The 22,122-nt window shown below is 71.1% G+C and carries 22 protein-coding genes; 16 read left to right on the forward strand and 6 right to left on the reverse strand.

The annotated features are described in order from the left end of the window. The first annotated feature begins 8 nt into the window (after positions 1-8). A complete protein-coding gene (locus tag ACLJOK_RS27205) occupies positions 9-548 on the forward strand; it encodes a helix-turn-helix transcriptional regulator (RefSeq protein ID WP_410821395.1) in 540 nt (179 codons plus the stop codon). Between the two features lie 60 nt (positions 549-608). On the opposite strand, the gene ACLJOK_RS27210 is transcribed toward ACLJOK_RS27205, so the two are convergent. Then, positions 609-1,481, reverse strand: a complete 873-nt coding sequence (locus ACLJOK_RS27210) for a DUF4231 domain-containing protein (RefSeq protein WP_410821396.1) — start codon at positions 1,479-1,481, stop codon at positions 609-611. A 129-nt stretch (positions 1,482-1,610) separates the two neighbouring features. Next, positions 1,611-2,249 (reverse strand): hypothetical protein, encoded by a 639-nt coding sequence (locus ACLJOK_RS27215; RefSeq protein WP_410821397.1) that lies wholly within the window; start codon positions 2,247-2,249, stop codon positions 1,611-1,613. 182 nt (positions 2,250-2,431) lie between these two features. Between ACLJOK_RS27215 and ACLJOK_RS27220 the strand changes: the two genes are divergently transcribed. The 5 genes from ACLJOK_RS27220 (at position 2,432) to ACLJOK_RS27240 (ending at position 8,444) form a co-directional block, all read left to right on the forward strand. After that, positions 2,432-3,844, forward strand: a complete 1,413-nt coding sequence (locus tag ACLJOK_RS27220) for an FAD-dependent oxidoreductase (protein ID WP_410821398.1) — start codon at positions 2,432-2,434, stop codon at positions 3,842-3,844. Between the two features lie 88 nt (positions 3,845-3,932). After that, positions 3,933-6,122: an FUSC family protein gene (locus tag ACLJOK_RS27225; RefSeq protein WP_410821399.1), complete on the forward strand. Its 2,190-nt coding sequence runs from the start codon at positions 3,933-3,935 to the stop codon at positions 6,120-6,122. Between the two features lie 78 nt (positions 6,123-6,200). Next, complete coding sequence (locus ACLJOK_RS27230; RefSeq protein ID WP_410821400.1) at positions 6,201-6,809, forward strand: permease-like cell division protein FtsX; 609 nt, start codon at positions 6,201-6,203, stop codon at positions 6,807-6,809. After that, a complete protein-coding gene (locus ACLJOK_RS27235) occupies positions 6,809-7,345 on the forward strand; it encodes a SigE family RNA polymerase sigma factor (protein ID WP_410821401.1) in 537 nt (178 codons plus the stop codon). Before ACLJOK_RS27230 ends, ACLJOK_RS27235 begins: the two co-directional genes overlap by 1 nt. Before the next feature lie 61 nt (positions 7,346-7,406). Continuing rightward, positions 7,407-8,444 (forward strand): aminotransferase class V-fold PLP-dependent enzyme, encoded by a 1,038-nt coding sequence (locus tag ACLJOK_RS27240; protein ID WP_410821402.1) that lies wholly within the window; start codon positions 7,407-7,409, stop codon positions 8,442-8,444. A gap of 62 nt (positions 8,445-8,506) precedes the next feature. On the opposite strand, the gene ACLJOK_RS27245 is transcribed toward ACLJOK_RS27240, so the two are convergent. Further along, complete coding sequence (locus ACLJOK_RS27245; RefSeq protein ID WP_238681532.1) at positions 8,507-9,679, reverse strand: acyl-CoA dehydrogenase family protein; 1,173 nt, start codon at positions 9,677-9,679, stop codon at positions 8,507-8,509. Positions 9,680-9,875: 196 nt separating this feature from the next. Between ACLJOK_RS27245 and ACLJOK_RS27250 the strand changes: the two genes are divergently transcribed. The 3 genes from ACLJOK_RS27250 (at position 9,876) to ACLJOK_RS27260 (ending at position 13,239) form a co-directional block, all read left to right on the forward strand. After that, the gene (locus tag ACLJOK_RS27250; protein ID WP_210784958.1) at positions 9,876-10,532 is read left to right on the forward strand and encodes a TetR/AcrR family transcriptional regulator C-terminal domain-containing protein; all 657 of its coding nucleotides are present in this window, start codon (positions 9,876-9,878) and stop codon (positions 10,530-10,532) included. 80 nt (positions 10,533-10,612) lie between these two features. After that, positions 10,613-12,067, forward strand: coding sequence for an aldehyde dehydrogenase family protein (locus tag ACLJOK_RS27255; protein ID WP_410821403.1), 1,455 nt, complete (start codon positions 10,613-10,615; stop codon positions 12,065-12,067). After that, positions 12,064-13,239: an alcohol dehydrogenase catalytic domain-containing protein gene (locus ACLJOK_RS27260; protein WP_410821404.1), complete on the forward strand. Its 1,176-nt coding sequence runs from the start codon at positions 12,064-12,066 to the stop codon at positions 13,237-13,239. The genes ACLJOK_RS27255 and ACLJOK_RS27260 overlap by 4 nt, the downstream gene beginning before the upstream one ends. A 20-nt stretch (positions 13,240-13,259) precedes the next feature. On the opposite strand, the gene ACLJOK_RS27265 is transcribed toward ACLJOK_RS27260, so the two are convergent. Together ACLJOK_RS27265 and ACLJOK_RS27270 are read right to left on the reverse strand one after the other, a co-directional pair. Then, positions 13,260-14,009: a phosphotransferase family protein gene (locus ACLJOK_RS27265; RefSeq protein WP_410821405.1), complete on the reverse strand. Its 750-nt coding sequence runs from the start codon at positions 14,007-14,009 to the stop codon at positions 13,260-13,262. A gap of 128 nt (positions 14,010-14,137) precedes the next feature. Then, complete coding sequence (locus ACLJOK_RS27270) at positions 14,138-14,425, reverse strand: hypothetical protein (protein WP_030488337.1); 288 nt, start codon at positions 14,423-14,425, stop codon at positions 14,138-14,140. Between the two features lie 153 nt (positions 14,426-14,578). Between ACLJOK_RS27270 and ACLJOK_RS27275 the strand changes: the two genes are divergently transcribed. Together ACLJOK_RS27275 and ACLJOK_RS27280 are read left to right on the forward strand one after the other, a co-directional pair. Then, a complete protein-coding gene (locus tag ACLJOK_RS27275; protein ID WP_091401794.1) occupies positions 14,579-14,944 on the forward strand; it encodes a PadR family transcriptional regulator in 366 nt (121 codons plus the stop codon). Further along, a complete protein-coding gene (locus ACLJOK_RS27280) occupies positions 14,941-16,317 on the forward strand; it encodes a permease prefix domain 1-containing protein (protein ID WP_410821406.1) in 1,377 nt (458 codons plus the stop codon). Before ACLJOK_RS27275 ends, ACLJOK_RS27280 begins: the two co-directional genes overlap by 4 nt. A 21-nt stretch (positions 16,318-16,338) precedes the next feature. On the opposite strand, the gene ACLJOK_RS27285 is transcribed toward ACLJOK_RS27280, so the two are convergent. Continuing rightward, the gene (locus ACLJOK_RS27285) at positions 16,339-17,196 is read right to left on the reverse strand and encodes an SPFH domain-containing protein (protein WP_410821407.1); all 858 of its coding nucleotides are present in this window, start codon (positions 17,194-17,196) and stop codon (positions 16,339-16,341) included. A gap of 223 nt (positions 17,197-17,419) precedes the next feature. Between ACLJOK_RS27285 and ACLJOK_RS27290 the strand changes: the two genes are divergently transcribed. From ACLJOK_RS27290 to ACLJOK_RS27310, 5 genes are read left to right on the forward strand one after another with little or no spacing between them, the layout of a single operon-like run. Beyond that, the gene (locus ACLJOK_RS27290; protein WP_410821408.1) at positions 17,420-18,181 is read left to right on the forward strand and encodes an ABC transporter ATP-binding protein; all 762 of its coding nucleotides are present in this window, start codon (positions 17,420-17,422) and stop codon (positions 18,179-18,181) included. Then, positions 18,168-18,860, forward strand: coding sequence for an ABC transporter ATP-binding protein (locus ACLJOK_RS27295; RefSeq protein WP_410821409.1), 693 nt, complete (start codon positions 18,168-18,170; stop codon positions 18,858-18,860). Before ACLJOK_RS27290 ends, ACLJOK_RS27295 begins: the two co-directional genes overlap by 14 nt. Positions 18,861-18,911: 51 nt before the next feature. Continuing rightward, positions 18,912-20,162 carry an ABC transporter substrate-binding protein gene (locus ACLJOK_RS27300; RefSeq protein ID WP_372471847.1) on the forward strand — a complete coding sequence of 417 codons (1,251 nt, stop codon included), beginning with the start codon at positions 18,912-18,914 and terminating at the stop codon, positions 20,160-20,162. 10 nt (positions 20,163-20,172) lie between these two features. Further along, positions 20,173-21,054, forward strand: a complete 882-nt coding sequence (locus tag ACLJOK_RS27305; RefSeq protein WP_410821410.1) for a branched-chain amino acid ABC transporter permease — start codon at positions 20,173-20,175, stop codon at positions 21,052-21,054. After that, positions 21,051-22,064 carry a branched-chain amino acid ABC transporter permease gene (locus ACLJOK_RS27310; protein ID WP_112583339.1) on the forward strand — a complete coding sequence of 338 codons (1,014 nt, stop codon included), beginning with the start codon at positions 21,051-21,053 and terminating at the stop codon, positions 22,062-22,064. The genes ACLJOK_RS27305 and ACLJOK_RS27310 overlap by 4 nt, the downstream gene beginning before the upstream one ends. Positions 22,065-22,122 lie beyond the last annotated feature (58 nt).

Here is a 22,122-nt window from a genome sequence, read left to right on the forward strand (position 1 = left end):
CTCGGCCGATGGCCCACGTGATCCTCGGTCTGCTCCTGATCACCCCGCAGAGCTTCTACGACCTCATCAGAGGGTTCGAGGCCGGCATCGCGCTCTTCTACAGCGCCAGCTCCGGCAGCATCAAACGCGCGCTGGACACCCTGCTCGCCGGCGGGTCCATCGAGGTCGCCAGCGCCGAAGCCGGCGGTCGAGGACGGAAGGTGTACCGCGTCACCGACGCCGGTCGGCAGGAGTTCCACGCGTGGATGACAGCCGAGCTGACCGGGCCCGATCTGGAGACCGCAGCGCTGTCCAGGCTCTACTTCCTCGGGCTGCTGCCGCCAGCCGAACGCGTACCGGTGCTGCGCCGCATCACGACCCGCGTCGAGACCGACCTCGCCCGGCTCTCGGCCCTCGACCGGCACCTCAGGGCCCTGGAGGTCCCCGAGGAGCACCGCGACCTCGCCACCCATCAGCGCGCGACACTCGACTACGGCATCGCCGCACACCGCTTCACCCTCGACTGGTTCCGTGCTCACATCGCTCAGCACGAGCCGCCGAGCCGGTGACACCACACCGACGATCGGCTCTGGCCGGTCGGAGCCGTGCGGTCCGGTGCGCGGCGTGCGTCAGCGTCGGCGTGCTCGCCACATCGTGTGCTCCCGGGAGATCGCCGTCTCCGTGTCGTTCACGAACCGCGACAGGTCGGCTTCCGAGCCGATCCGGGTAGCGAGGGACCCGATGGCGGCCAGTTCCTGACTCGCCAGGGCATAGGCGGTGGCCACCGCGCCGTGTTGCCGTGTCTGCGTCCATGCCGCGCCGGCCGCGACCGCCGCGGCGGCCACGCCGAGCAGGTCGAGGTCGGTCAGCCCGGCAGCCCGCGACACGGCCAGGGTCACGCCGGCTATCTCCAGCACGAGCATGCTGACCGACCAGCGGGTCGCCAGCGCCCGATTCGACAGTGATCGTTCGGCGTACCAGGCTCGCTGGGCCTCGAGACGGCCGGTCAGGTACGCGGCGCGGCGCTCCTCAAGGGAGGAGGCCCGCAGTGTCCGCATTCCTTCCGTGATCTGTTGCCCAGCCACCGCTGGGGCCGCCAACCCGGCGGCCGCCATGTCTCGGGTCAGGCCCAACAGTCGGTTGGTGAATTCCTCGACACTGTCCGAGTCGCTCTGCGCTCGGGGAAAAGGGTCAGCCGCCATGGTGAATCGCCACGTGAGCGACTTGATCGATTCGGAGAGGGCTCTGCCGACGTACCAGCGCTCGTTGGGGCGACTGGTGAGGAGGAAGACCTCGACGATCGAGGTGGCGGCGAAGGCGCCCGCCGCGAGCGCCGGGCCCAGGGCGAAATCGTCGAGCTTCCACGTGGCGACTCCCGCGATCGCGGCCACCAGGAGCAGGGACAGCCGCAGCGCGATCAGGGTCGCGTAGACGCGTTGGCCGCGCTGCGACTCGTAGGAGACGGCACGCTGAAACGGGGGAAGATCCTCGGCCTTCAGCATGTCGTTGACCTCTCGACAGAACGTCCAGGGCGTCGACGGGGGTGAACAGCGATCCCGGCGAACAGTCGGTACGCAGGCTGTGTAGACAGTAGACCCCGCCGTCCACCCGGCCGGGCTGAGCGCGCGGGGCTAGGGCGCGGTGGTCCTGTAGCAGGGGAGGCCGATGCCGAGGTCGACGGGGTCGTCCTGACCGTCCGACGTCACGATGAGCGGTACACACGCGGCCTGCGCGACCCAGGTGCCGCCGACGAAGGCCATCCACTGGGCCTGCCCACCCTCCGGCGCGCAGGCGTGCACCGTGACGGTCGCCGCGGGCGTGCCGGTGCCGCCCCAGCCGAGTCGGGCCCTGTCCTGCCAGCCCGGGGCCACCCGCAGGTCGACGACTGCGCCGGCGCGAACGACGAGCCCCCATTTGGCGAACAGCCGCGCCGCCGGGTCGGCCTCCCCGGAATCGTCCGTCGAGATCACGGGGGCGTCGGGCACCGCCACGTCCTTCCCCACCAGCCGGTAGCCCGCCGGCGGTGCCGCCAACGTGTCGACCGATGGCGTGCACGGCGGCCCACCTGCGCTGGCGTCCGTCGACGGCGCTGCGTTGTCGGCCGGCGGGGCGGCGTGCTGGCGCGAGTCACCTCCTGGCGTGCAGGCGGACAGGACCACCACCAGGCTCAGGAGGCCCCACCAGGCGATCGGCCTGGTCCGGCTGCCCACCCCGGGCTCCGGTTGGGCCGGGGCACGTGGGGTCCGGGTCGTACCGGCGTGGGCACTCATCCGATATTCATAGTTGCTGGCCGGGCCCGGCGCGACAGTGGACAGCGGTGCCCGCCGCGGACCTGGCCACCGCATCCGGGGCGCCAACTCGACATGGCGAGCCAACTCAGCGCTGACGGCGGGCACCGCGATGGTTACGGTCGTCAATGCCGAGGTTTCCCGACCGATCGAGGAGTGATCGCATGCCCCCCTCTCCGTCCCGGCTCTTCGCCGCGATAGCGACGGCCGAACCACCCGCCGAGACCAGAGTGGTCATGCGACGCGCGGTGGTGCTCGGTGGCAGCATGGCCGGGTTGCTGGCCGCCCGGGTGTTGAGCGACCACGCCGAGGAAGTGCTGATCATCGAACGGGACCCGTCCGATGTCGACGCCGGGCCACGGCCGGGCGTGCCCCAGGGCAGTCAGGTTCACGCTCTGCTGCCCGCCGGTCAGGTCCAGTTGGAGCGCTGGTTTCCCGGCATCGCCGAGGAGGCGCTCGCGCTCGGCGCCCCGCCGCCACCGCGCGACCCGGGCACGGCGAAGGTCTTCGTGAACGGCATGCTGGGTCTGCCGCCCGCGGCGACCGGCACCGGGCCGGCGCTGATCACCACGCGCCCGTTCCTGGAGGCGCTGGTCCGTCGGCGCACCCTCGCCATCGACAACATTCGCATGGTGTACGGCCGGGCGGAGGGCCTGCTCTTCGACGAGCGGCGGGTCAACGGCGCCCGATACGTGCCCGAGGGTGGCACCGAGCCCGTCGTCGAAGCCGCGGACCTGGTGGTCGACGCGATGGGGCGCTCCAGCCGGTTGAGCGACTGGCTGGCCGAGCACGGGTGGCCGCGCCCGCCGCTGTACCGCATGCCCATCAAGCTGAACTACGCCACGGCGCTCTTCAAGCGCGACGAGAAGGTCAGCGACGCCTGGGTGGCGGTCTTCCACACCATGGCGGGCAAGGGCCGTACCGCCCGGATCGGCGGGATCAACTCGGTCGAGGGGGACCGCTGGATCATGCTGGTGGCCGGCTACGACGGGGACCGGCCCAGCCGCGACGTCGCCGACTTCACCGCCCGCTGCCGGGAGCACTACCCGCAGATGTTCGGCGACATCGCCGAAAACGGGGAGATGCTCGGCGGGGTGGTCACGTACCACCAGGCAGACAGCCGACGCCGCGACTTCCACAAACTCGACCGCCTGCCCGCCGGGTTGGTCGCCGCCGGCGACGCGGTCGCGTCCTTCAACCCGGTGTACGGCCAGGGCATGACCTCCGCGACACTGCACGCCTCCTGCCTGTCGACGTACCTGCGGTCCGGTGCGACGCCGCACGACGAGCCCGCGCACGCGTACTTCGACCAGGTCCGCGTGGTGGTCGACGCCGCCTGGCAGATCTCCACCACCGCCGACATCGAGTTGCCGCACGTCGACGGGCCGTACCCGCCCGGCTACAAGGTCACCAAGTGGTTCGGGGACCTGCTCTTCCGGGCGTCGCTGACCGACCCGGTGCTCAACGCTCGGCTGGGTCGGGTCACCACAATGCTCGACCACCCGGCCGCCCTGAGCCGCCCCGGCACCCTGTTGCGGGCCCTCCGGCTCGGCCTGCTCGGTGGCTCCCGGCGGTGACTCGTCGCCAAACCCGCCGCTCACCGCGGGGCGCGGTGGAGAATGGTGGGCCGGGGAGGGGTGCTGCGACGAACCGGGGGGAGCGGTCGTGCTCGGAACCAGCCTCCTTGGCCGGCTTCGCCGCCGTGACCCGGGTGACGCCATCCTGCGACGCGCGGCCCGGCTGACGCTCGTCGCGTCCGTCGTCTTCTACGGCTGCCGGTACGGGGCGGGCAGCTCGACGCTCGCCACGTACGGGTTGTTCGGCACGATCGCCGCCGGATCGTTCGCGCAGCTACCTGGCCCGGCGCCGCAACGGGCGCGGATCCTCGTGCTGTCGCTGCCGGTGGTGTGGGCGTTGATCGCAGCGGGCTCGCTGTTGGCGTGGAGCACCTGGGCGGCCGCCGGCGGCATGCTGGTCATCGGGTTCGTGGTGGCGTTCGCCGGGGTCGGCAATCCGCGCCTGGTGGGGTTGGCGAGCGCGTTCCAGCTCTTCTACATCCTGGCGTCGTTCCCGCCGTACCAGCCGGGCACCCTGCCGGAGCGACTCGGTGGGGTGACCCTCGCCGTCGTGCTGCTCGCCGCGGCCGAGGTGTTCCTCTGGCCCGACCCGGTGCCGGTCTCGTACCGGCAGCGCCTCGCCGAGGCGGCGGACGGCGTCGCCGCCTTCCTCGACGCCGCCGCCGAGAGGTTGACCGACCCGCACGCCGCTGCGGGTGATCGGGACGCGCGGCGCGAGCGGGCGTACGACGTGGTGGCGGCGATCGAGCTGAACCGCAGCCCTCCGGCGTGGGCTCCCACAGCGGCGGGCGCTCAGGATCGGGCGTTGCGGATCTGCGCGGCCGCGTTACGGGAGGTGCTCACCGAGGTGGACCGGTTGGCGGCGGACGCCCCGCCGGAGCCGATCCCGGACCTGGCGGCGGCGCGTCTGCTGCGCTCGTGCGCGGACACCACCCGCGCGGCCGGCCGGAGCCTGTCGCCGGGTGCCCCGGCGGTGGCCCCGGCCGACCTGGACGTGGCGGTCGGACGAGCCGAGGCGGCGTATCCCATCGGCGAGGGTCAGGTCCGCGACGCGCCGGACGTACCCCGGTTGTGCCGGGACGCGACAGCGCTGGCCCTCGCGGACCAGGTGCGGGTCTTCGTCGTCGGCTCCAGGGTGGCCACCGGGGCGCGGCTCGGCGGGGACGACGCCTCCTCGGCGCTGTTCGAGTACGCCCGCCGCAGCCCGTGGACGCTGTACTGGTGGCAGTTCCGCTCCCACCTGGCGCCGCGCTCGGCCCACCTGCACAGCTCGCTGCGGCTGGCAGTGGCGCTCGCCATCGCCCGGGTGGCCGCCGGGGTGTTGCAGCTGACCCACGGCTTCTGGGTGCTGCTGGCCACCCTTACGGTCCTGCGCACGTCGGCCGCCGACACCCGCACGGCGCTGCGGCCGGCCGTGCTGGGCACGATCATCGGCGCGGTCGTCAGCGGCGGGGTGATGCTCGTCGTCGACGAGCCGATCGTGTACGCCATCGTGCTGCCGATCACCCTGCTGCTGGCCTTCGGCGTCGGCCGCCTGCTCGGTCCGGTGTGGCAGCAGGCGCTGTTCACACTGCTGCTGACAGTCGTCTTCGCCCAGCTCAGCCCGGAGGGGTGGCGGCTCGCCGAGGCCCGCCTCGTCGACGTGCTGCTCGGCGCGGTGATCGGCGTGCTCGCCGGGGTGGCGATCTGGCCGCGCGGCGCGGGCCACGACCTGCGGCACAACGCCACCCGCTACCTGGAGGCCAGCGCGGACGCTGTCGAACAGACGGTCAAGGCGATGCTCGGCGATGCTCCGCCGCCCGCGAGTGCCCTCGGCCGGGTCCGTCGCCGCATGGTCCTGATCGACTCGTCGTACTGCCAGTACCACTCGGAGCGGCACGATCCGCACCGTCAGCAGGTGAACTGGGACGCCGTGCTGAGCGCCGGGCACCACGTCGTGCCCGGCGCGGAGTCGCTGCTGCGCCGCAACCCGCCCGGCTGCCTCGCCGGTTGGCCCGGGGCGGCGGCGCTGCTGCGAGACTCCGTCGGACGCCTGCGATCGGCGTACGACGCCCTCGCCGACGAGGTCGTCCACGGCCGGACATCGCACCGGGCGCCGGTCTCGACCAACTGCGTCGACCAGTTGGACCGAATCCGTCCGCTCCTCGGAGAGGCCGACCATCAGTCGGTCCGGCACCTGGTGGAGGTCGACAGGTGGCTCGCCGGGCTCGCCGACAGTCTCACCCGGATCCCCCTGCCCGCCGCCGAGGAGTCGCTCGGGCGCCGCCGTCAGCCGTGAGGCCGTTGTCGATGTGACCGATCCGGTGGGCCAACCAGTCAACACCTGTGGAAGCCCATCGGGGTCACGGGAGGAAACATGGATCAGAACCTGCGGGTGCTCTTCGACCGCGCTGTCGCCGACGAGCCCGAACTACCCCTGGTCGACCTGGTCGGTGACGCGGTGGTCGCCGGCACCGGCCTGCGTCGACGCCGACAACGGCTGGTGGCGACAGGTGTTGCCGCCGTGATCGCCGTCGCGGCGGTGGGGGCGGTGAACGTGGCGACACCCCCGCAACGGTCGTCGCCGCCACCAAGGGTGCCGGCGGCGTTCGGCATGCTGGTGAACAAGGACTGCGGGGCTCCCGCCGGGGAGACCGCGACCGACGCCGTGGTCTTCCTGGCCCTGAAGGTCACCGACCAGCAGCGCAGTGCGGTCAACCGCGCGCTGGACGCGGACCCGGCGGTGGGGACCGTGTCGTATGAGAGCCGCGAAGAGGCGCTGCGGAAGTTCAAGAAGGTGTACGTGGACGCTGCCGAACTCGACGAACACATCGTGGCCAGCCAACTGCCGGAGTCATTCCGGGTCAGGCTCGCCGCGCGGTCCCAGTACGTGGAACTGGCCGCCCGGGTCGAACGTCTACCCGGTGTCGAGGCGATCATCGGCATCGACTGCCCGGCCGGCACGAGCGCGTCGGCGGTCGACTGATGGCGGCTGCCCGCTGGGGCGCGGCTCGACGGCGTGAGCAGACCGCCCAGCAGGCGGAGTTCACCGCGTTCGTCGAGACCACCGCACCGAGGCTGCGGCGTACCGCCTACCTGATGTGTCGCGACTGGCACCTCGCCCAGGACCTGACCCAGACGACCTTTGCGAAGATGTACGCGAACTGGGGCCGGATCCGGCGCACCGCGAACCTCGAGGCGTACAGCCGCCGGGTCCTCATGAACGCCGTCTTCGACCAGAACAAGCGGCACAGCGCCGCCGAGGTCGTGCTCGCCGAGCTGCCGGAGGTGTCGTCGCAACGGCCCGACGACACCACGGAGCTGCACGTCGCGCTGCTCCAGGCGTTGGCCACCCTGCCGATCCGCGACCAGGCCATCGTGGTGCTCCGGCACTGGGAGGATCAGAGCGTCGAGGCCGTCGCCAGCACCCTCGACGTCTCCGTGTCGGTGGTCAAGATGCAGAACGCCCGCGCGTTGACCAAGCTGCGGGCGTTGCTCGGTCAGGACTTCGTCCGAATCTGACAGGCCGCCGATCGCCGATTGGCAGTGCCCGTCGCGCGTCGCTCGGCCTAGCGTCGACGGCATGGAGATCGAGCAGGCGCAGAAGCTGTGGCAGCCGGAGCCGGGCTGGTTGAACACCGCCAGCTACGGGTTGCCGCCGGAGCCGGCGTGGGCGGCGTTGCAGGATGCTCTCGCCGCCTGGCGGGTTGGTCGTACGTCGTGGGAGGGCTGGGGCGAGTCGACGCACCGGGCTCGCGTCGCCCTCGCCGGCCTCATCGGGGTGCCGGTCGGTGACGTGGCGGTGGGTGCGGCGGTGTCCCAGCTCCTCGCGCCGGTCGCGGCGGCGCTGCCGGCCGGTGCCACTGTGGTGGTCCCCGAGGTCGAGTTCACCTCGAACCTCTTCCCCTGGCTGGTGCAGGAGGAGCGTGGCGTCAAGGTCCGCACGGTGCCGCTGGAGTCCCTGGTCGACGCCATCGACGCCGACACCGATCTGGTGGCGTTCAGCCTGGTGCAGTCGGCCGACGGGGCGGTCGCGGCGTACGACGAGATCGTGGCCGCGGCCCGCGCGCACGACGCGCTGGTGGCGGTGGACGCGACCCAGGCGTGTGGCTGGCTGCCGTTCGAGGGCAGCCAGGCCGACGTGGTGGCGGTGGGCGGCTACAAGTGGCTGATGAATCCCCGCGGGACCGCGTACGCCTATCTGGCCCCCGGGTTGCGCGAGCGGCTGCGCGCCGACGCGGCCGGCTGGTACGCGGGCCGCGACCCGCACGCCTCCTACTACGGCCCGCCGCTGCGGCTGGCCGACGACGCCCGACGGTTCGACATCTCACCGGCCTGGTTCAGCTGGGTCGGCGCGGCGCCCGCCCTGGAGGTGGTCGCCGAGATCGGCGTGTCGGCGATCGGGGCGCACAACGTGGCGCTGGCCAACCGGTTCCTGACCGGGCTGGGCCGGGCACCCGGGGAGAGCGCCATCGTCAGCGTGGACGTGCCGGACGCGGAGCAGCGCCTCGCGGCGGCCGGCATCCGGGCGGCGGTGCGCGCCGGACGGGTCCGGGCCTCGTTCCACATCTACTCCACCGAGGCCGACGTGGACGCCGCGCTGACCGCGTTGACCGGCTGAACCCGACGTCGAGGACGGCCGGGCGAGCAGCCGGCCGTCCTCGACGGCATCAGACATCCGGCTCAGGCCAGGTGGCCACCGATCTTCGTGTACCCGCGCAGCAGGTCCCGCGAGATGATCAGTCGCTGCATCTCGTCGGTGCCCTCGAAGATCCGGTAGAGCCGGACCTGCCGGTACCAGCGTTCGATCGGCAGCTCGCGGGTGTAACCCATGCCGCCGTGGATCTGGAGCACCCGGTCGACCACCCGGTTGACCATGCCGGCGCCGTAGAGCTTGCCCATCGACGAGGCGTGCCGGGGGTCCAGGCCCGCGTCGACAGTCCACGCCGAGCGCAGCACCAGCCAGCGGGCCGCCTCCAGCTCCGTCTCGGAGTCGGCGATCATCCACTGGATGGCCTGGTTGGTGCCGATCTTCGTGCCGAAGGTCTCTCGGGTGTTGGCGTACTCGATGGCCATCTGCAACACCCGCTCGGCGATGCCGATGGCGTGCGACGGGATGGTGTAGCGCCCCTTGCCGATCCACTCCATGCCGAGCGTGAAGCCCTGCCCGATCTCACCGAGGATGTTGCGGTGCGGCACGCGTACGCCGTCGAAGATGAGTGACGCGGGCCCGCCCTCGCCCATCGTCTGGATGAACTCGGAGCGCCAGCCCATCGACCGGTCCACCAGGAACGCGGTGGCGCCGCCCTTGCGGGCGCCCTTCTCCCGGTCGGTCACCGCGACCACGATGGCGAAGTCGGCGTCGTGACCGCCGGTGATGAAGGTCTTCTCGCCGTCGAGGATCCAGTCGTCGCCGTCACGGCGGGCGGACAGCCGGATGTTGGCCGCGTCGGATCCGGCACCCGGTTCGGTGATCGCGAAGCAGGAGCGCCGCTCGCCCTCGATGGTCGGGATGAGGAACTCCCGCTTCTGCTCCTCGGTGGCGTGGAACAGGATGTTGTCCGCCTCGCCGCCGAAGCGGAACGGCACGAACGTGCGGCCCAGTTCGGTCCAGATCAACGACTGGAGTACGGCTGGCAGGTTCATCCCGCCGTACTCCTCCGGGGTGGCCAGGCCCCAGAAGCCGAACTTGCGCGCCTTGAGTTGCAGTTCGCGAACCTCGGAGTGGTCGAGGCCCGGCTGGTGCGCCCGTTCCCGGCGGAGCACCTCCGCTTCCAGGGGCATCACCTCGCGGGTGATGAACGCGCGCACGGTGTCCCGGACGGCGCGTTCCTCGTCGGACAGTGCGAAGTCCACGGTTCCCCCTCGGTCGGCGTGGTGGTGCGCCGCCACGGGCCGTAGCGGTCCCTCATAAACTAGCGGTGTAAGTTTTCATTCGTCCAGACCCCTTCTCCGGCCGACGTGGTGACGCCTGCCCGCAGGCGGTCCCCGATAGGGTGCGTGAACAGGTGGTTCCCACGGGGAGGGACACCGCAGACCGAGGAGTTCTGACGTGCCCCGACCTCGACGGCCTCTGCTCACCCGCGACCGGATCGTCGAGACGGCGCTCGCGCTGATCGACGCCGACGGGCTCGGCGCGCTCTCCACCCGCCGACTCGCCGCAGCGCTCGGCGTACAGGGTCCCTCGCTCTACAACCACTTCGCCACCAAGGACGAGATCCTCGACGCGGTCGCCGACACGGTCACCGGTGCCGTCGACACCAGCGGCTTCGCCAGCCGCGACTGGCTCGCCGCTCTGCGGGACTGGGCCTGGTCGTACCGGAGGGCGCTCACCGCCCACCCGAACATCGTGCCGTACCTGGCGCAGGGGCCGGGTCGTCGACCGGCCGCCCTCGCCATGGCCGACGCTGTCTACGGCGGGCTGGTCCGGGCCGGTTGGCCGCCGGCCCGCGCCACCCACATCGGCGCAGCGCTGCGGTACTTCGTGGCCGGGTCGGCGCTCGGCTCGTTCGCCCGCGGTTTCGTGGAGGACCCGGAGCTGTACGCGGCGCACTACCCGCACCTGCGCCAGGCCCACCGGCTCGCCGAACACCAGCAGAGCGTGGACGAGGGCGCCTTCGCCCTCGGCCTGGACGCCCTGCTGCATGGACTGGCCGCCGAGTACACCCGGACCGTCGAGACGGTGGAGTCCGCCCGGCCCAACGGGTAGCGTCCAAACTCCCAGCGCTAGTTTCACCGCCCGTCGCGACCCCCGTCGCCACCGCCCACGCCCACCCTCGAAGGGACGACATGGACCTCGCCGCCCCGCCGTCGCTGTTGCCCGACTCCCTGCGCCTGCGGCGCCACCTGCACATCGGCGGGGAGTGGACGCCTCCCGCCGACGCCGGTCTCATCGACGTGGAGAACCCGAGCACCGGGGAGCTGATCGGGCAGGTGCCGGCCGGCACCCCGGCCGACGTGGATCGCGCCGTAGCCGCGGCCCGGGCCGCGTTTCCCGGCTGGTCAGCCGCCATTCCCGCCGAGCGCTCCGCCCACCTCGACCGGCTGCACGCGGCGCTCACCGCCCGCGCCGACGATCTCGCCCGCACCATCGCCGTGGAGCTGGGCTCGCCGCTCAAGCTCGCCACCCGAGTGCAGGTCGGGCTCCCGCTGACAGTGCTGCGCGACCACGTCGCGCTCGCCGCCCGCGCGCCGGTCGAGGAGAGCATCGGCAACTCTCTCGTGGTCCGCGAGCCGATCGGCGTGGTCGGCGCGATCACCCCGTGGAACTACCCACTGCACCAGGTGATGGCGAAGCTCGCGCCCGCCCTGGCCGCCGGCTGCACTGTGGTGCTCAAACCCAGCGAGCTGACCCCGTTGACCGCGTACCTGCTCTTCGACGCGGTCACCGAAGCCGGCCTGCCGCCGGGCGTGCTCAATCTGGTCCCCGGCACCGGGCCGGTGGTCGGCGAGGCGCTCGCCGGGCACCCCGACGTCGACCTGGTCTCGTTCACCGGCTCCACCGCCACCGGCGCGCGGATCATGCGGCTCGCCGCCGACCGGATCGCCCGGGTCGCGCTGGAGCTGGGCGGGAAGTCCGCCAACGTGATCCTCCCCGACGCCGACCTGGCCACCGCCGTCAAGGTGGGCGTCGGCAACGCCCTGCTCAACTCCGGGCAGACCTGCACCGCCTGGACCCGGATGCTGGTGCACCGCGACCGGTACGACGAAGCCCTCCACCTGATCGCCACGGCGGTGGCCGGCTACCGACTCGGCGACCCGTTCGACCCGGCGACCCGGCTCGGCCCGCTGGTCTCCGCCGCCCAGGCCGAGCGGGTGCGCGGCCACATCGACCGGGCCCTCGCCGACGGGGCCCGGCTGGTCGTCGGCGGGCCTGACGCCCCGGTGCCGACCCGGGGGCACTTCGTCGCCCCGACCGTCTTCGCCGACGTGCACGCCGACAGCGCGCTCGCCCAGGAGGAGGTCTTCGGCCCGGTGCTCGCCGTCATCCCGTTCGCCGACACCGACGAGGCGGTCGCCATCGCCAACAACTCGAAGTACGGGCTGGCCGGCGCGGTCTGGTCCGCCGACACCGACGCGGCGCTCGCGGTGGCCCGGCGGCTGCGCACCGGCGCTGTCGACATCAACGGCGCCCCGTTCAACCCGCTCGCCCCGTTCGGCGGCTACAAGCAGTCCGGCCTGGGCCGGGAGTTGGGCGTGCACGGGCTGGCCGAGTTCTGCGAGCTGAAGGCGATCCAGCGATGACCGACCCCGAGCTGTCCCCGGCCGCGCCCAGCGGCGGCATCGAGCTGTCCCCGGCCGCGCCGGGCGGCGGCACCGAGCCGGCGCCCGCGCCGGTCATCGTTCGCGCGCTGGTCGCGCGCGGTTCCGGCGCCGAGCTGCGGGTCGAGCGGGTACGCCTGCCCGCGCCCGGCCCCGGCGAGGTGCGGGTGACCATCAGGGCGGCCGGTGTCTGCCACTCCGACCTGTCCATGGTCAACGGCACCCTCGCCGCGAGGTTCCCGCTGGTCCTCGGGCACGAGGCGACCGGAGTGGTGGCCGAGGTCGGGCCGGGCAGCCAGCTGACCGTCGGCACACCGGTCGTCCTCAACTGGGCACCGGCCTGCCGGACCTGCTGGTGGTGTCGGCGCGGCGAGCCGTGGCTCTGCGCCGACACCACGGCCCCGACAGTGCCACGCGGCGAGACCGACGACGGGGTACCGCTGCACCTGACCCTCGGCCTCGGCGCACTCGCCGAGGCGGTGGTGGTACCCGAGCGTGCCGTCATTCCGATCCCCGCCGGGCTGCCGCCCGAGCAGGCCGCACTGCTCGGCTGTGCGGTGCTCACCGGTGTCGGCGCGGTCCGGAACACCGCCCGGGTGACACCCGGCGAATCGGTCGCGGTCGTCGGGCTCGGTGGGGTCGGGCTCGCCGTGCTCAGCGCGGCCCGCCGGGCCGGTGCCACCACGATCCTGGCCATCGACGTCGCCGAGGCGAAGCGGGACCTGGCGCTCGCCGCCGGGGCGACCGACTTCCTGCTCTCCGACGACCGGCTCTCCAAGGAGGTACGGGCGCGCACCGAGAGCCGCGGCGTCGACCACGCCTTCGAGTGCGTCGGACGCGCCGCGACGATCCGGGCTGCCTGGCGGCTCACCCGGCGTGGGGGAGCGGTGACAGTGGTCGGCATGGGCGCCAAGGACGACATGGTCAGCCTGGGGGCGCTGGACATCTTCCACTCCGCGCGCACGCTGCGCTCCTCGGTGTACGGCTCGTCCGACCCGGACCGGGAGGTGCCGGTGTTGGCTGCCGAGCTCGCCGACAGCGCACTGGATCTGGGTGTGCTGGTCAGCGGGACGATTCCGTTGGACGAGGCGCCCACTGCGTTCGACCGGCTGGCGCGGGGCGAGGGCGCTCGCTGGGTGGTCACCCTGGACTGACGCTCGTCACAGCCGGGATCTCAGCTCGTCGACGATCTCAGCACGTCGACTTCGCAGCCTGATGCGGACGGGTCGAAGCCGTGCTCGACGAGCCAGCGGATCGCCAGCAGGCTTCGCAACGACCACCACGCGCGGATCACGTCGACGTCGACGTCGGCGCGATAACCGGCGAGGACGTCGCCGAGGTGCTCCTCGTGGCCCAGCGTCAAGGTGGCGAGGTCGAAGAGGGCGTCGCCCTGGCACGCCTCGGACCAGTCGAGCACGCCGGTGATCTCGTCACCGTCGACGAACACGTGGGTGATCTGTAGGTCGCCGTGCGTGAAGACCGGAGTCCACGGGCGGAGCGCCACCTCGGCGACCTGCCGGTTGCGCGTGACCAGGTCGGTGGGGAGGACGCCGTTGCCGACGAGCCACTCGCACTCGACGTCGAGCTGCGATGTCAACTCGTCCCGGCTGCGGCCGGGCCATGGCGGTAGCGGCGCGTCGTGCAGCTTGCGAGCGGCGGCGCCCGCCGCGGCCCACGCCGCGGGCGACGCGGTCGACGGCTCGCCGAGGCGGCCGAGCGCCGTTCCGGGCAGGGCGGCGAGCGCGAGCACGGGCGGCTTGCGCCAGAGAACCTCGGGGGTCGGGACCGGCGCCAGCGCCATCGCCTCGACCTCGACGTCGGTGCGCCCCGGATCAGCGTCGATCTTCAGGAACACGTCACCGACGCGCACTGTCGCGCGTTCCTGGTGGGCGACGACGACTTCGACCTCCGGCACAACGGCCATTGTCGCGAAGCGGCCATCGACGTCCCAGCGGTTTCTCGGGAGCGACCGGCGTGGTTGGCCAGGTGCCCTGGGTCGACCCGGGGAGGGTCAACCCAGGGCACCTGGGCGACGGGAGCCGGGGCGACCGGTCAGAAGGGCGGGGCGTCCTCGCCCATCAGCGCCAGCACGACGCCGCCCTTGCCGCTCTTGAGGCCCTGGACCACGACCTTGCCGGTGCTGCCGTCGGGCAGCTCCAGGGTGAAGGTCTTTCCGACCGCGTTCTTGGGGCCGTTGCCGGCGCTGTTGGCAGGTCGGAAGTCGCCTGCCCAGGGAGGAATCCCGCCCCTACGGGCCGGCTCGGCGAAGAGCGCGGCGGTGCCGGGGGTCCTGGTGCCGTCTGAGGAAAGGAGCACTGAGGCGCTGCGAAAGGTAGCCATATGCGCCAAGGCTAACCCGGACCATGCCGTTCGCGTCACCACAGCTGCGCGGATCGGCGATTCGGGCGACCTTTTCGTCCCGGGACGTTGCGCCGGGAGCTATACCTAGCAGTACTATGCATCGTACCTCTAGGTTTGGGAGCGGGAGGTTTCGTGAAGGTCGCCAAGGATCTGGTCGCCGCCTCGGCGACGCCGATGGTGCTCGGCATCCTGGCTGAGGGCGAGAGCTACGGCTACGCCATCCTCAGGCGGATCAACGAGCTGTCCGGGGGTGAGCTGGACTGGACCGAAGGGCTGCTGTACCCGTTGCTGCACCGGCTCGAGCGCCTCGGTCACCTGGAGTCGAGCTGGCAGGCGGTCGCCGGTGAGCGCAAGCGAAAGTACTACCGCATCACCGACCGGGGTCTGGCCGAGCTGGCCGAGCAGCGCCGGCAGTGGGACACGGTGGTGGGCGCGCTCAAGGAGATCTGGCACGACCGCGCGCCGCTGACGGTGCACCCGTTGGAGGGCCTGGCATGACGGCGCACGAGGGGCCGCAAGAGTTGGAAGCGCAGTTCGAGCAGTGGCGCCAGTACGTGCTGCGTCGCCGAGAGCTGCAAGCGGCCGACGCCGACGAACTGGAAGACCACCTTCGCGGCTCCGTCGACCAGCTCGTCGCCGCCGGCCTGAGCCCGGACGAGGCGTTCCTGGTCGCTGTGAAGCGGATGGGCAGCCTCGACGACCTCTCCCGCGAGTTCGCCCGGGAACATTCCGAACGGTTGTGGAAGCAGCTGGTGCTGACCGGCGACTCCGGCAGCCCGGTCGGAGGCGCTCGCTCCCGCCGGGACCTGTGGGTCATGCTCGGGTGTGCGGCGGGTGCCGTGGTGTCCGTCAAGGCGCCGGCGCTGTTCGGGCTGAGCTTCGCCGACGACGGCTCGTTCTACGCGCGGAACTTCACACTGTTCGTGCTGCCCTGGCTGGCGGCGTTCCTGGCCTGGCGCCGGGGAGCCCGACGGTCGGTGATCGCGGCGCTGGCGGTGCTCTTCGTCCTCGGTGCCGTGGCGGCCAACGCCTACCCCCTGGCGGACGATTCGCAGTCAGTTGTCGTCACCAGCATCCATCTGCCCATCGCTTTGTGGCTGGTGGTCGGTCTGGCCTATGTCGCCGACGACTGGCGCTCCTCTCGTCGACGCATGGACTTCATCCGGTTCACCGGCGAGTGGTTCATCTACCTGGTGCTGATGGCCCTCGGTGGGGGCGTGCTCTCCGCGTTCCTGTTCAACACCTTCGCAGCCATCGGGATCGTCCCGGAGGCGTTCATCTCGCAGTGGCTGCTGCCCGGAGGTGCCGCGGCCGCGGTCGTGGTGGCCGGGTGGCTCGTCGAGGCCAAGCAGAGTGTCGTCGAGAACATCGCGCCGGTCCTCACCCGGCTGTTCACCCCGCTCTTCACCGCCGCCCTGCTCGCCTTCCTCGTCGCTGTTGTTTGGACCAGCCACGGCATCGACGTCGAGCGGGAGGCGCTGCTGCTGTTCGACCTCCTGCTGGTCGTGGTGCTGGGGCTGCTGCTCTACTCACTCTCGGCCCGCGACCCGCTGGCCCCGCCCGGCCCGTTCGACAAACTCCAACTCGCGCTCGTGGTCAGTGCGTTGGCCATCGACGTGCTGGTGCTGCTGGAGATCACCGGACGCATCACCGACGAGTACGGCGGCACGCCCAATCGTGCGGCCGCGCTCGGCGAGAACGTGATCCTGCTGGTCAACCTCGCGTGGTCGGCGTGGCTGCTGCTGTCCTTCATCCGTCGGCGCACGCCGTTCGCGACGCTCGAACGGTGGCAGACCGGCTACCTGCCGGTCTACGCCGTCTGGGCCTGGATCGTGGTCCTCGTCTTCCCGCCGCTGTTCAGCTTCGCCTAGGCGAAGCTCGACCTCCGTGCGTCACTTGCCGGTGACGATGCCCGGGTTGATGCAGAGCCCCGGGTTCGCGCCGTTCTTCTCCGCGATCTCCAGACAACGGGTCACCTTGTCGACCTTCGCGTTGGTCTCGGTGATCTGCTTGGAGATCTCGGCGTTCTTGCGGTCCTGCTCCAGGTTGCGGGTCTGCGCCAGCTTGTCCTGGAACGCCTTGATGTTGCCCTCGGTCTTGTCGTCGTGGTTCACCCGGGTGATGGTCACCGAAAGGATGTCCACGTCGGTGGCGAGGCGGGTCTCCGCGCTGGTCTTGATGTTCGCGGCGAACGGCTTCAGGTCGACGTTGAGGTCGCCGGTCTGGGCGTCGATCTTCTCCAGCGGGTTGTACGCGGCGAAGGCGTCGTTGACGGCGCTGTCGAGCTGCACACCCACCCGCTGACCCCGGAAGCTGCCGAAGTCGCCCTTGTAGTCCATGAACTGCTTCGGCGCGTTCTCCGGCTTGACCTGCCATTCGACCAGCACCTCGACGCAGGCGTCGGCGAGGGTGCCGGTGCGTACGCGTACGCAGTTGTTGCCGCCGATGTGGTCGTACTTCTGGCGGCCCGCGTCCCACTCGCCGACCTTCTGCCAGGGCGCCACCCATTTCAGGCCCGAGCCGGTCACCTCGCCGGTGGGCTTGCCGAAGCTGGTGACGATCCCGACCGAGCGGATGGGCACCGAGTGGGCGCTGGAGACGATGCCGACCACCAGCGTGAGGGCGAGGAAGCCGAGCGCCGCGAGGGCGGCCATCCGCTTGATCGGCCGTGCGGGGGCGACGAGAGCGACGACGGCGCTGACCGCCAGGGCGACGGCGAAGACGATCGCCATGGTGAAGCCGACGGGCATGGGGTGGGGACCTTCCGGTGGGCTGTGTGGATCATCAACCTAGGGGGTCCGGTCAAGTCGACGGCGCGGGGGAGTGGAGTTCACGCACGTCAAACGTAGGTTGAATGTGGAGCCCATCGACATGGTTCGACTCCAGCGGCCCGCCGTAGGTTTCGTCCACGCGACGGGCCTGTGACCACGGTCACCGAATCGACCGTCGCCGCGACGTGCGGAGGATGAGGCGATGGCCGGGCAAGCGCTCCTGTCGGCCCGTGGGCTGACCCGCGACTTCCGGGGCTTCCGGGCGGTCGACGACGTCGACCTCGACGTGGCGTCGGACAGCGTGCACGCGCTGGTCGGCCCGAACGGCGCGGGCAAGACCACCCTGTTCAACCTGCTCACCGGCTTCCTGCGGCCCAGTGGTGGCCGGATCGAGCTGGCCGGGCGGGACGTCACCGGGCTGCCCCCCGAGCAGGTGGCCCGGCTCGGCGTGGCCCGTTCGTTCCAGATCACCAGCCTCTTTCCCCAACTGTCCGCCCGCGAACACGTCGCGCTGGCGTTGCAGTCGCCCAGCGGGCTGGGCTGGCGGTTCTGGCGGTCGGCGAAGCTGATGGGCCGCTACACCGAACGGGCCGACGAACTGCTGGCCATGGTGGGGCTGGCCGAGCTGGCGCAGACCCCCTCGGCGGCCCTGGCGTACGGCCGGAAACGCGCCCTGGAGCTGGCCATCGCCCTGGCTCTGGACCCGACGGTGCTGCTGCTCGACGAGCCGACGGCGGGCATGGGCCTGGAGGACGTCGACCGCACCGTCGAGCTGATCGGTCGGGTCCGCCAGGGCCGGACCGTGGTGATGGTCGAGCACAACATGAGCGTGGTCGGCCGTCTCGCCGACACCGTCACAGTGCTCCAGGCCGGCAAGGTCCTCGTCGAGGGCCCGTACGAGCAGGTCCGCGCCGACGAGCGCGTGATCACCGCCTACCTGGGAGCCGCCGATGCTGCGCATTGAGAACCTGTCCGCCTTCTACGGCGAGGCGCAGGTGCTGCGCGACGTCAACCTCGAGGTCTCCGCCGGCGAGGTGGTCACCCTGGTCGGCCGCAACGGTGCCGGCAAGTCCACCCTGCTGCGCTGCGTGATGGGGCTGCACACCGGTCAGCGCGGCACTGTGGAGCTGGACGGGCGGGACATCACCAGGTTGCCGGCGCACAAACGGGCCCGCCTGGGTCTGGGTTGGGTGCCCGACGACCGCGGCAGCTACGCCACGTTGACAGTCACCGAGAACCTCACGCTGCCACCCACTGTCGGCCCCGACCCGTGGTCGCTGGAGCGGGTGTACGAGGCGTTCCCGGCCCTGCACACCCGACGGGACTCGGCGGCCACCATGCTCTCCGGCGGCGAGCAGCAGATGCTCGCGCTGGCCCGGGTGCTGCGGATGGGCGCCCGGCTGCTGCTCTGCGACGAGCCCACCGAGGGGCTGTCGCCACTGCTGGTGCAGCAGGTCGGCGACCTGCTGCGCGAGGCCAAACGGCACCGGGTGACAGTGCTGCTGGTCGAACAGAATCTGCACTTCGCCACCGGTGTCGCCGACCGGCACTACCTGCTGGCCGAGGGCCGGGTCGCCGAGGCGATGGACAACTCCGAGGTGCGTTCGCGCGAACGCGAACTGCTCGCGTACCTCGGGATCTGAATTCTCTCAACGACGACCCGCGCGACGCCGCGCGGGATGGATGGAGTGGGCATGCGCAGGACGATGGGTGTGGCCGCGGCGTCGGCCGTGGTGGTGCTGGTCGCCGGATGCGGCGGCGGTGGCCCTCAGTCGAGTGGCGACCAGAAGCTGACCGGCGACAAGATCGTGCTGGGCGTGCTCAACGACCAGTCCGGCGCGTACTCGGAGTTGTCCGGAAAGAACTCGGTGGCGGCGGTGGAGATGGCCATCGCCGACTTCACAGCGAAGTACGGCGACAAGGCGGTGACCACCGACATCACTGTGGAGACCGCCGACCACCAGAACAAGCCGGACGTGGCCAACTCCAAGGCCCAGGAGATGTACGACCGTAAGGGCGTCGACCTGATCCTGGACGTGCCCACCTCGTCGGCCGCGCTGAAGGTCGCCGACGTGGCGAAGGAAAAGAAGAAGCTCTACTTCAACATCGGCGCGGCGACCACCGACCTGACCGGTAAGAGCTGCAACAAGTACACCTTCCACTACGCGTACGACACCTACATGCTGGCCAACGGCACCGGGAAGACCACCACCGAGCAGATCGGCAAGAACTGGTACATCCTCTACCCGAACTACGCCTTCGGTCAGGACATGGAGAAGAGCTTCTCCACAGCGATCACGGCGGCCGGCGGCACCGTCGTCGGCAAGGACGGGGCGCCGTTCCCGAACACCAGCGGTGACTTCTCCACCTTCCTGCTCAAGGCGCCGAACCTGAACCCGAAGCCGGACGTGCTGGGCACCATGCAGGCCGGCGCGGAGCTGGTCAACGTGGTGAAGCAGTACAACGAGTTCAAGCTGCGGGACAAGGGCGTCGGCCTGGCGGTGGGGCTGATGTTCCTCACCGACATCCACTCGCTCACCCCGGCCGCGTTGGCCGGCACCACGTACACCGACGCCTGGTACTGGAACTTCGACGCGAAGAACCGGGAGTTCGCCGACCGCTTCCAGCAGAAGGCCGGCACCCGGCCGACCTTCGCGCACGCCGCCAACTACTCGGCGGCGTTGCAGTACCTGGAGGCGGTGCAGGCCGCCGGCACCGACGACGCGGACGCCGTGGTCAAGGGACTGGAGGGCAAAACGGTCGAAGACGTCTTCCTGCGCAACGGCAAGATCCGCGCCGAGGACCACCGGGTGGTGCACGACGCGTACCTGGCCCAGGTGAAGCCGCAGTCCGAGGTCGCCGAGCCGTGGGACTACGTGAAGGTGCTCAAGACGATCCCCGCCGCGGAGGCGTTCCGCGCGCCCTCGGCGGACTGCAAGCTGTGAGCGGCTCGCTGTGAGCGGCTTCGCGCAGAACACGTTCAACGGGTTGGTGAGTGGGGCGTTCTACGCCCTGCTCGCCCTCGGGCTCGCTGTCATCTTCGGCATGCTGCGGGTGGTCAACTTCGCCCACGGCGCGTTCTACATGCTCGGCGCGTTCGGGGCGTACGTGCTGCTCAGCGAGGCGGGCGTGCCGTTCTGGGCCGCCTTGGTGATCATGCCGGTGGGGCTGGGTCTGCTCGGCATGGCGCTGGAACGCGCGGTGATCCACCGGCTGACCAAACTGGACCCGCTCTACAACTTCCTGCTCACCTTCGGTCTCACGCTGATCCTTCAGGACCTGGTGAAACTGCGCTACGGCGTGCAGTCCAGCCCGTACGAGACACCGTCGCTGTTGAACGGGTCGGTCGACTTCGGGCTGTTCGACTTTCCGACGTACCGGGTGTTCATCCTCGGCTTCGCGGTGCTGCTCTGCGTCGCGGTGTGGTGGGTGCTGACCCGGACCCGGATCGGGATGGTGGTCCGTGCGGCCACCGAGCGGCCGGACCTGACCCGTGCGTTCGGCATCGACGTCGGACGGTGGGTGACCCCGGTCTTCGGCTTCGGCATCGGGCTGGCCGGCCTCGCCGGTGTGCTGGCCGCGCCGATGCGCGCGGTCAACCCGCTGATGGGCGCCGACCTGATCATCGTGGTGTTCGCGGTGGTGGTGATCGGCGGGCTGGGCTCGATCTTCGGGTCGGTCGCCGCCGGCTTCGGCATCGGGCTGGTGCAGGCGTGGGGCGAGGCGTACCTCTCCAACTTCCCGCTCGTCTCGCAGACGATCGTCTTCGTCGTGATGGCCGGCGTGCTGCTCTGGCGCCCGTCCGGCCTGTTCGGTCGGGAGGAGGCCCCCGCATGACCAACACCGTGGACACTCCCACCGACGCGTCCCGCTCGACGCCACCGTCCGGGCTGATCGCGGTGGCCCGGGCCCCCGGCTGGGTCCGGTACGCGCTGCTCGCCGTCGGCCTGGCCGTCGCGGCGTGGCTGCCCAACGGCCTCTATCCGGCGGTCGCTGTGGACATTCTCTGCTGGGCGCTGTTCGCCGTGGCGGTGGACCTGCTGCTCGGCTTCACCGGGCTGATGTCCTTCGGTCACGCCGCGTTCTGGGGCACCTCCGCGTACGTCACCGGGTTGGTGGCCATCCACGCCGGCCTGCCGTTTCCGCTCGCGGTGCTGGCCGGGGCCCTCGCCGCGGCCGTGCTGGCGGTCCCGATCGGGTACCTGGCGGTCAAGCGGACCGGCATCTACTTCGCCATGGTGACCCTGGCCTTCGCGCAGATGGTCTACTACGTCGCCAACGAGTGGCGCTCGGTGACCCAGGGCGAGAACGGCCTCCAGGGTGTGCCCCGCGAGCTGTTCGGCGTCGACCTCACCGACGACTACTTCTTCTACTACGCGATCCTGCCGATCGTGCTGCTCGGGCTCGCCGCCGCCTGGCGGATCGTGCACTCACCGTTCGGTCGGGTGCTGGTCGGCATCCGGGACAACCCGGCCAGGGCGCGGGCGCTGGGCTACCCGGTGCACCGTTACAAGCTCACCGCGTTCGTGCTCTCCGGGTTCATCGCCGGCCTCGGCGGCGGGTTGTTCGCTGTCGGCCACCGGTTCGTCTCGCTGGACGTGCTGCACTGGACCACCTCCGGCAAGGCGGTCATCGTGGTGGTGCTCGGCGGGATCGGCACCCTCTGGGGTGGGGTGCTCGGCGCCGCTCTCGTGGTCCGGCTGGAGGACTGGTTGTCGTTCTCCGGGTTCGAGGCGATCGGTCTGGTGACCGGTGGCATCTTCGTCCTCGTCGTGGTGCTGTTCCGGCGCGGCATCTGGGGCAGCGTCGCCGCGCTGGCCCACCGGCTGGCGGCACGCCGCCGCTGAAATTCCCCGGACGGCGCATCCGCCACGCGCTCTCCGAGCGAACCCCCGGGTAGAGAAC

The organism is Micromonospora sp. 050-3, from assembly GCF_046549335.1.
In the GTDB taxonomy this organism is placed as follows: domain Bacteria; phylum Actinomycetota; class Actinomycetes; order Mycobacteriales; family Micromonosporaceae; genus Micromonospora; species Micromonospora trifolii.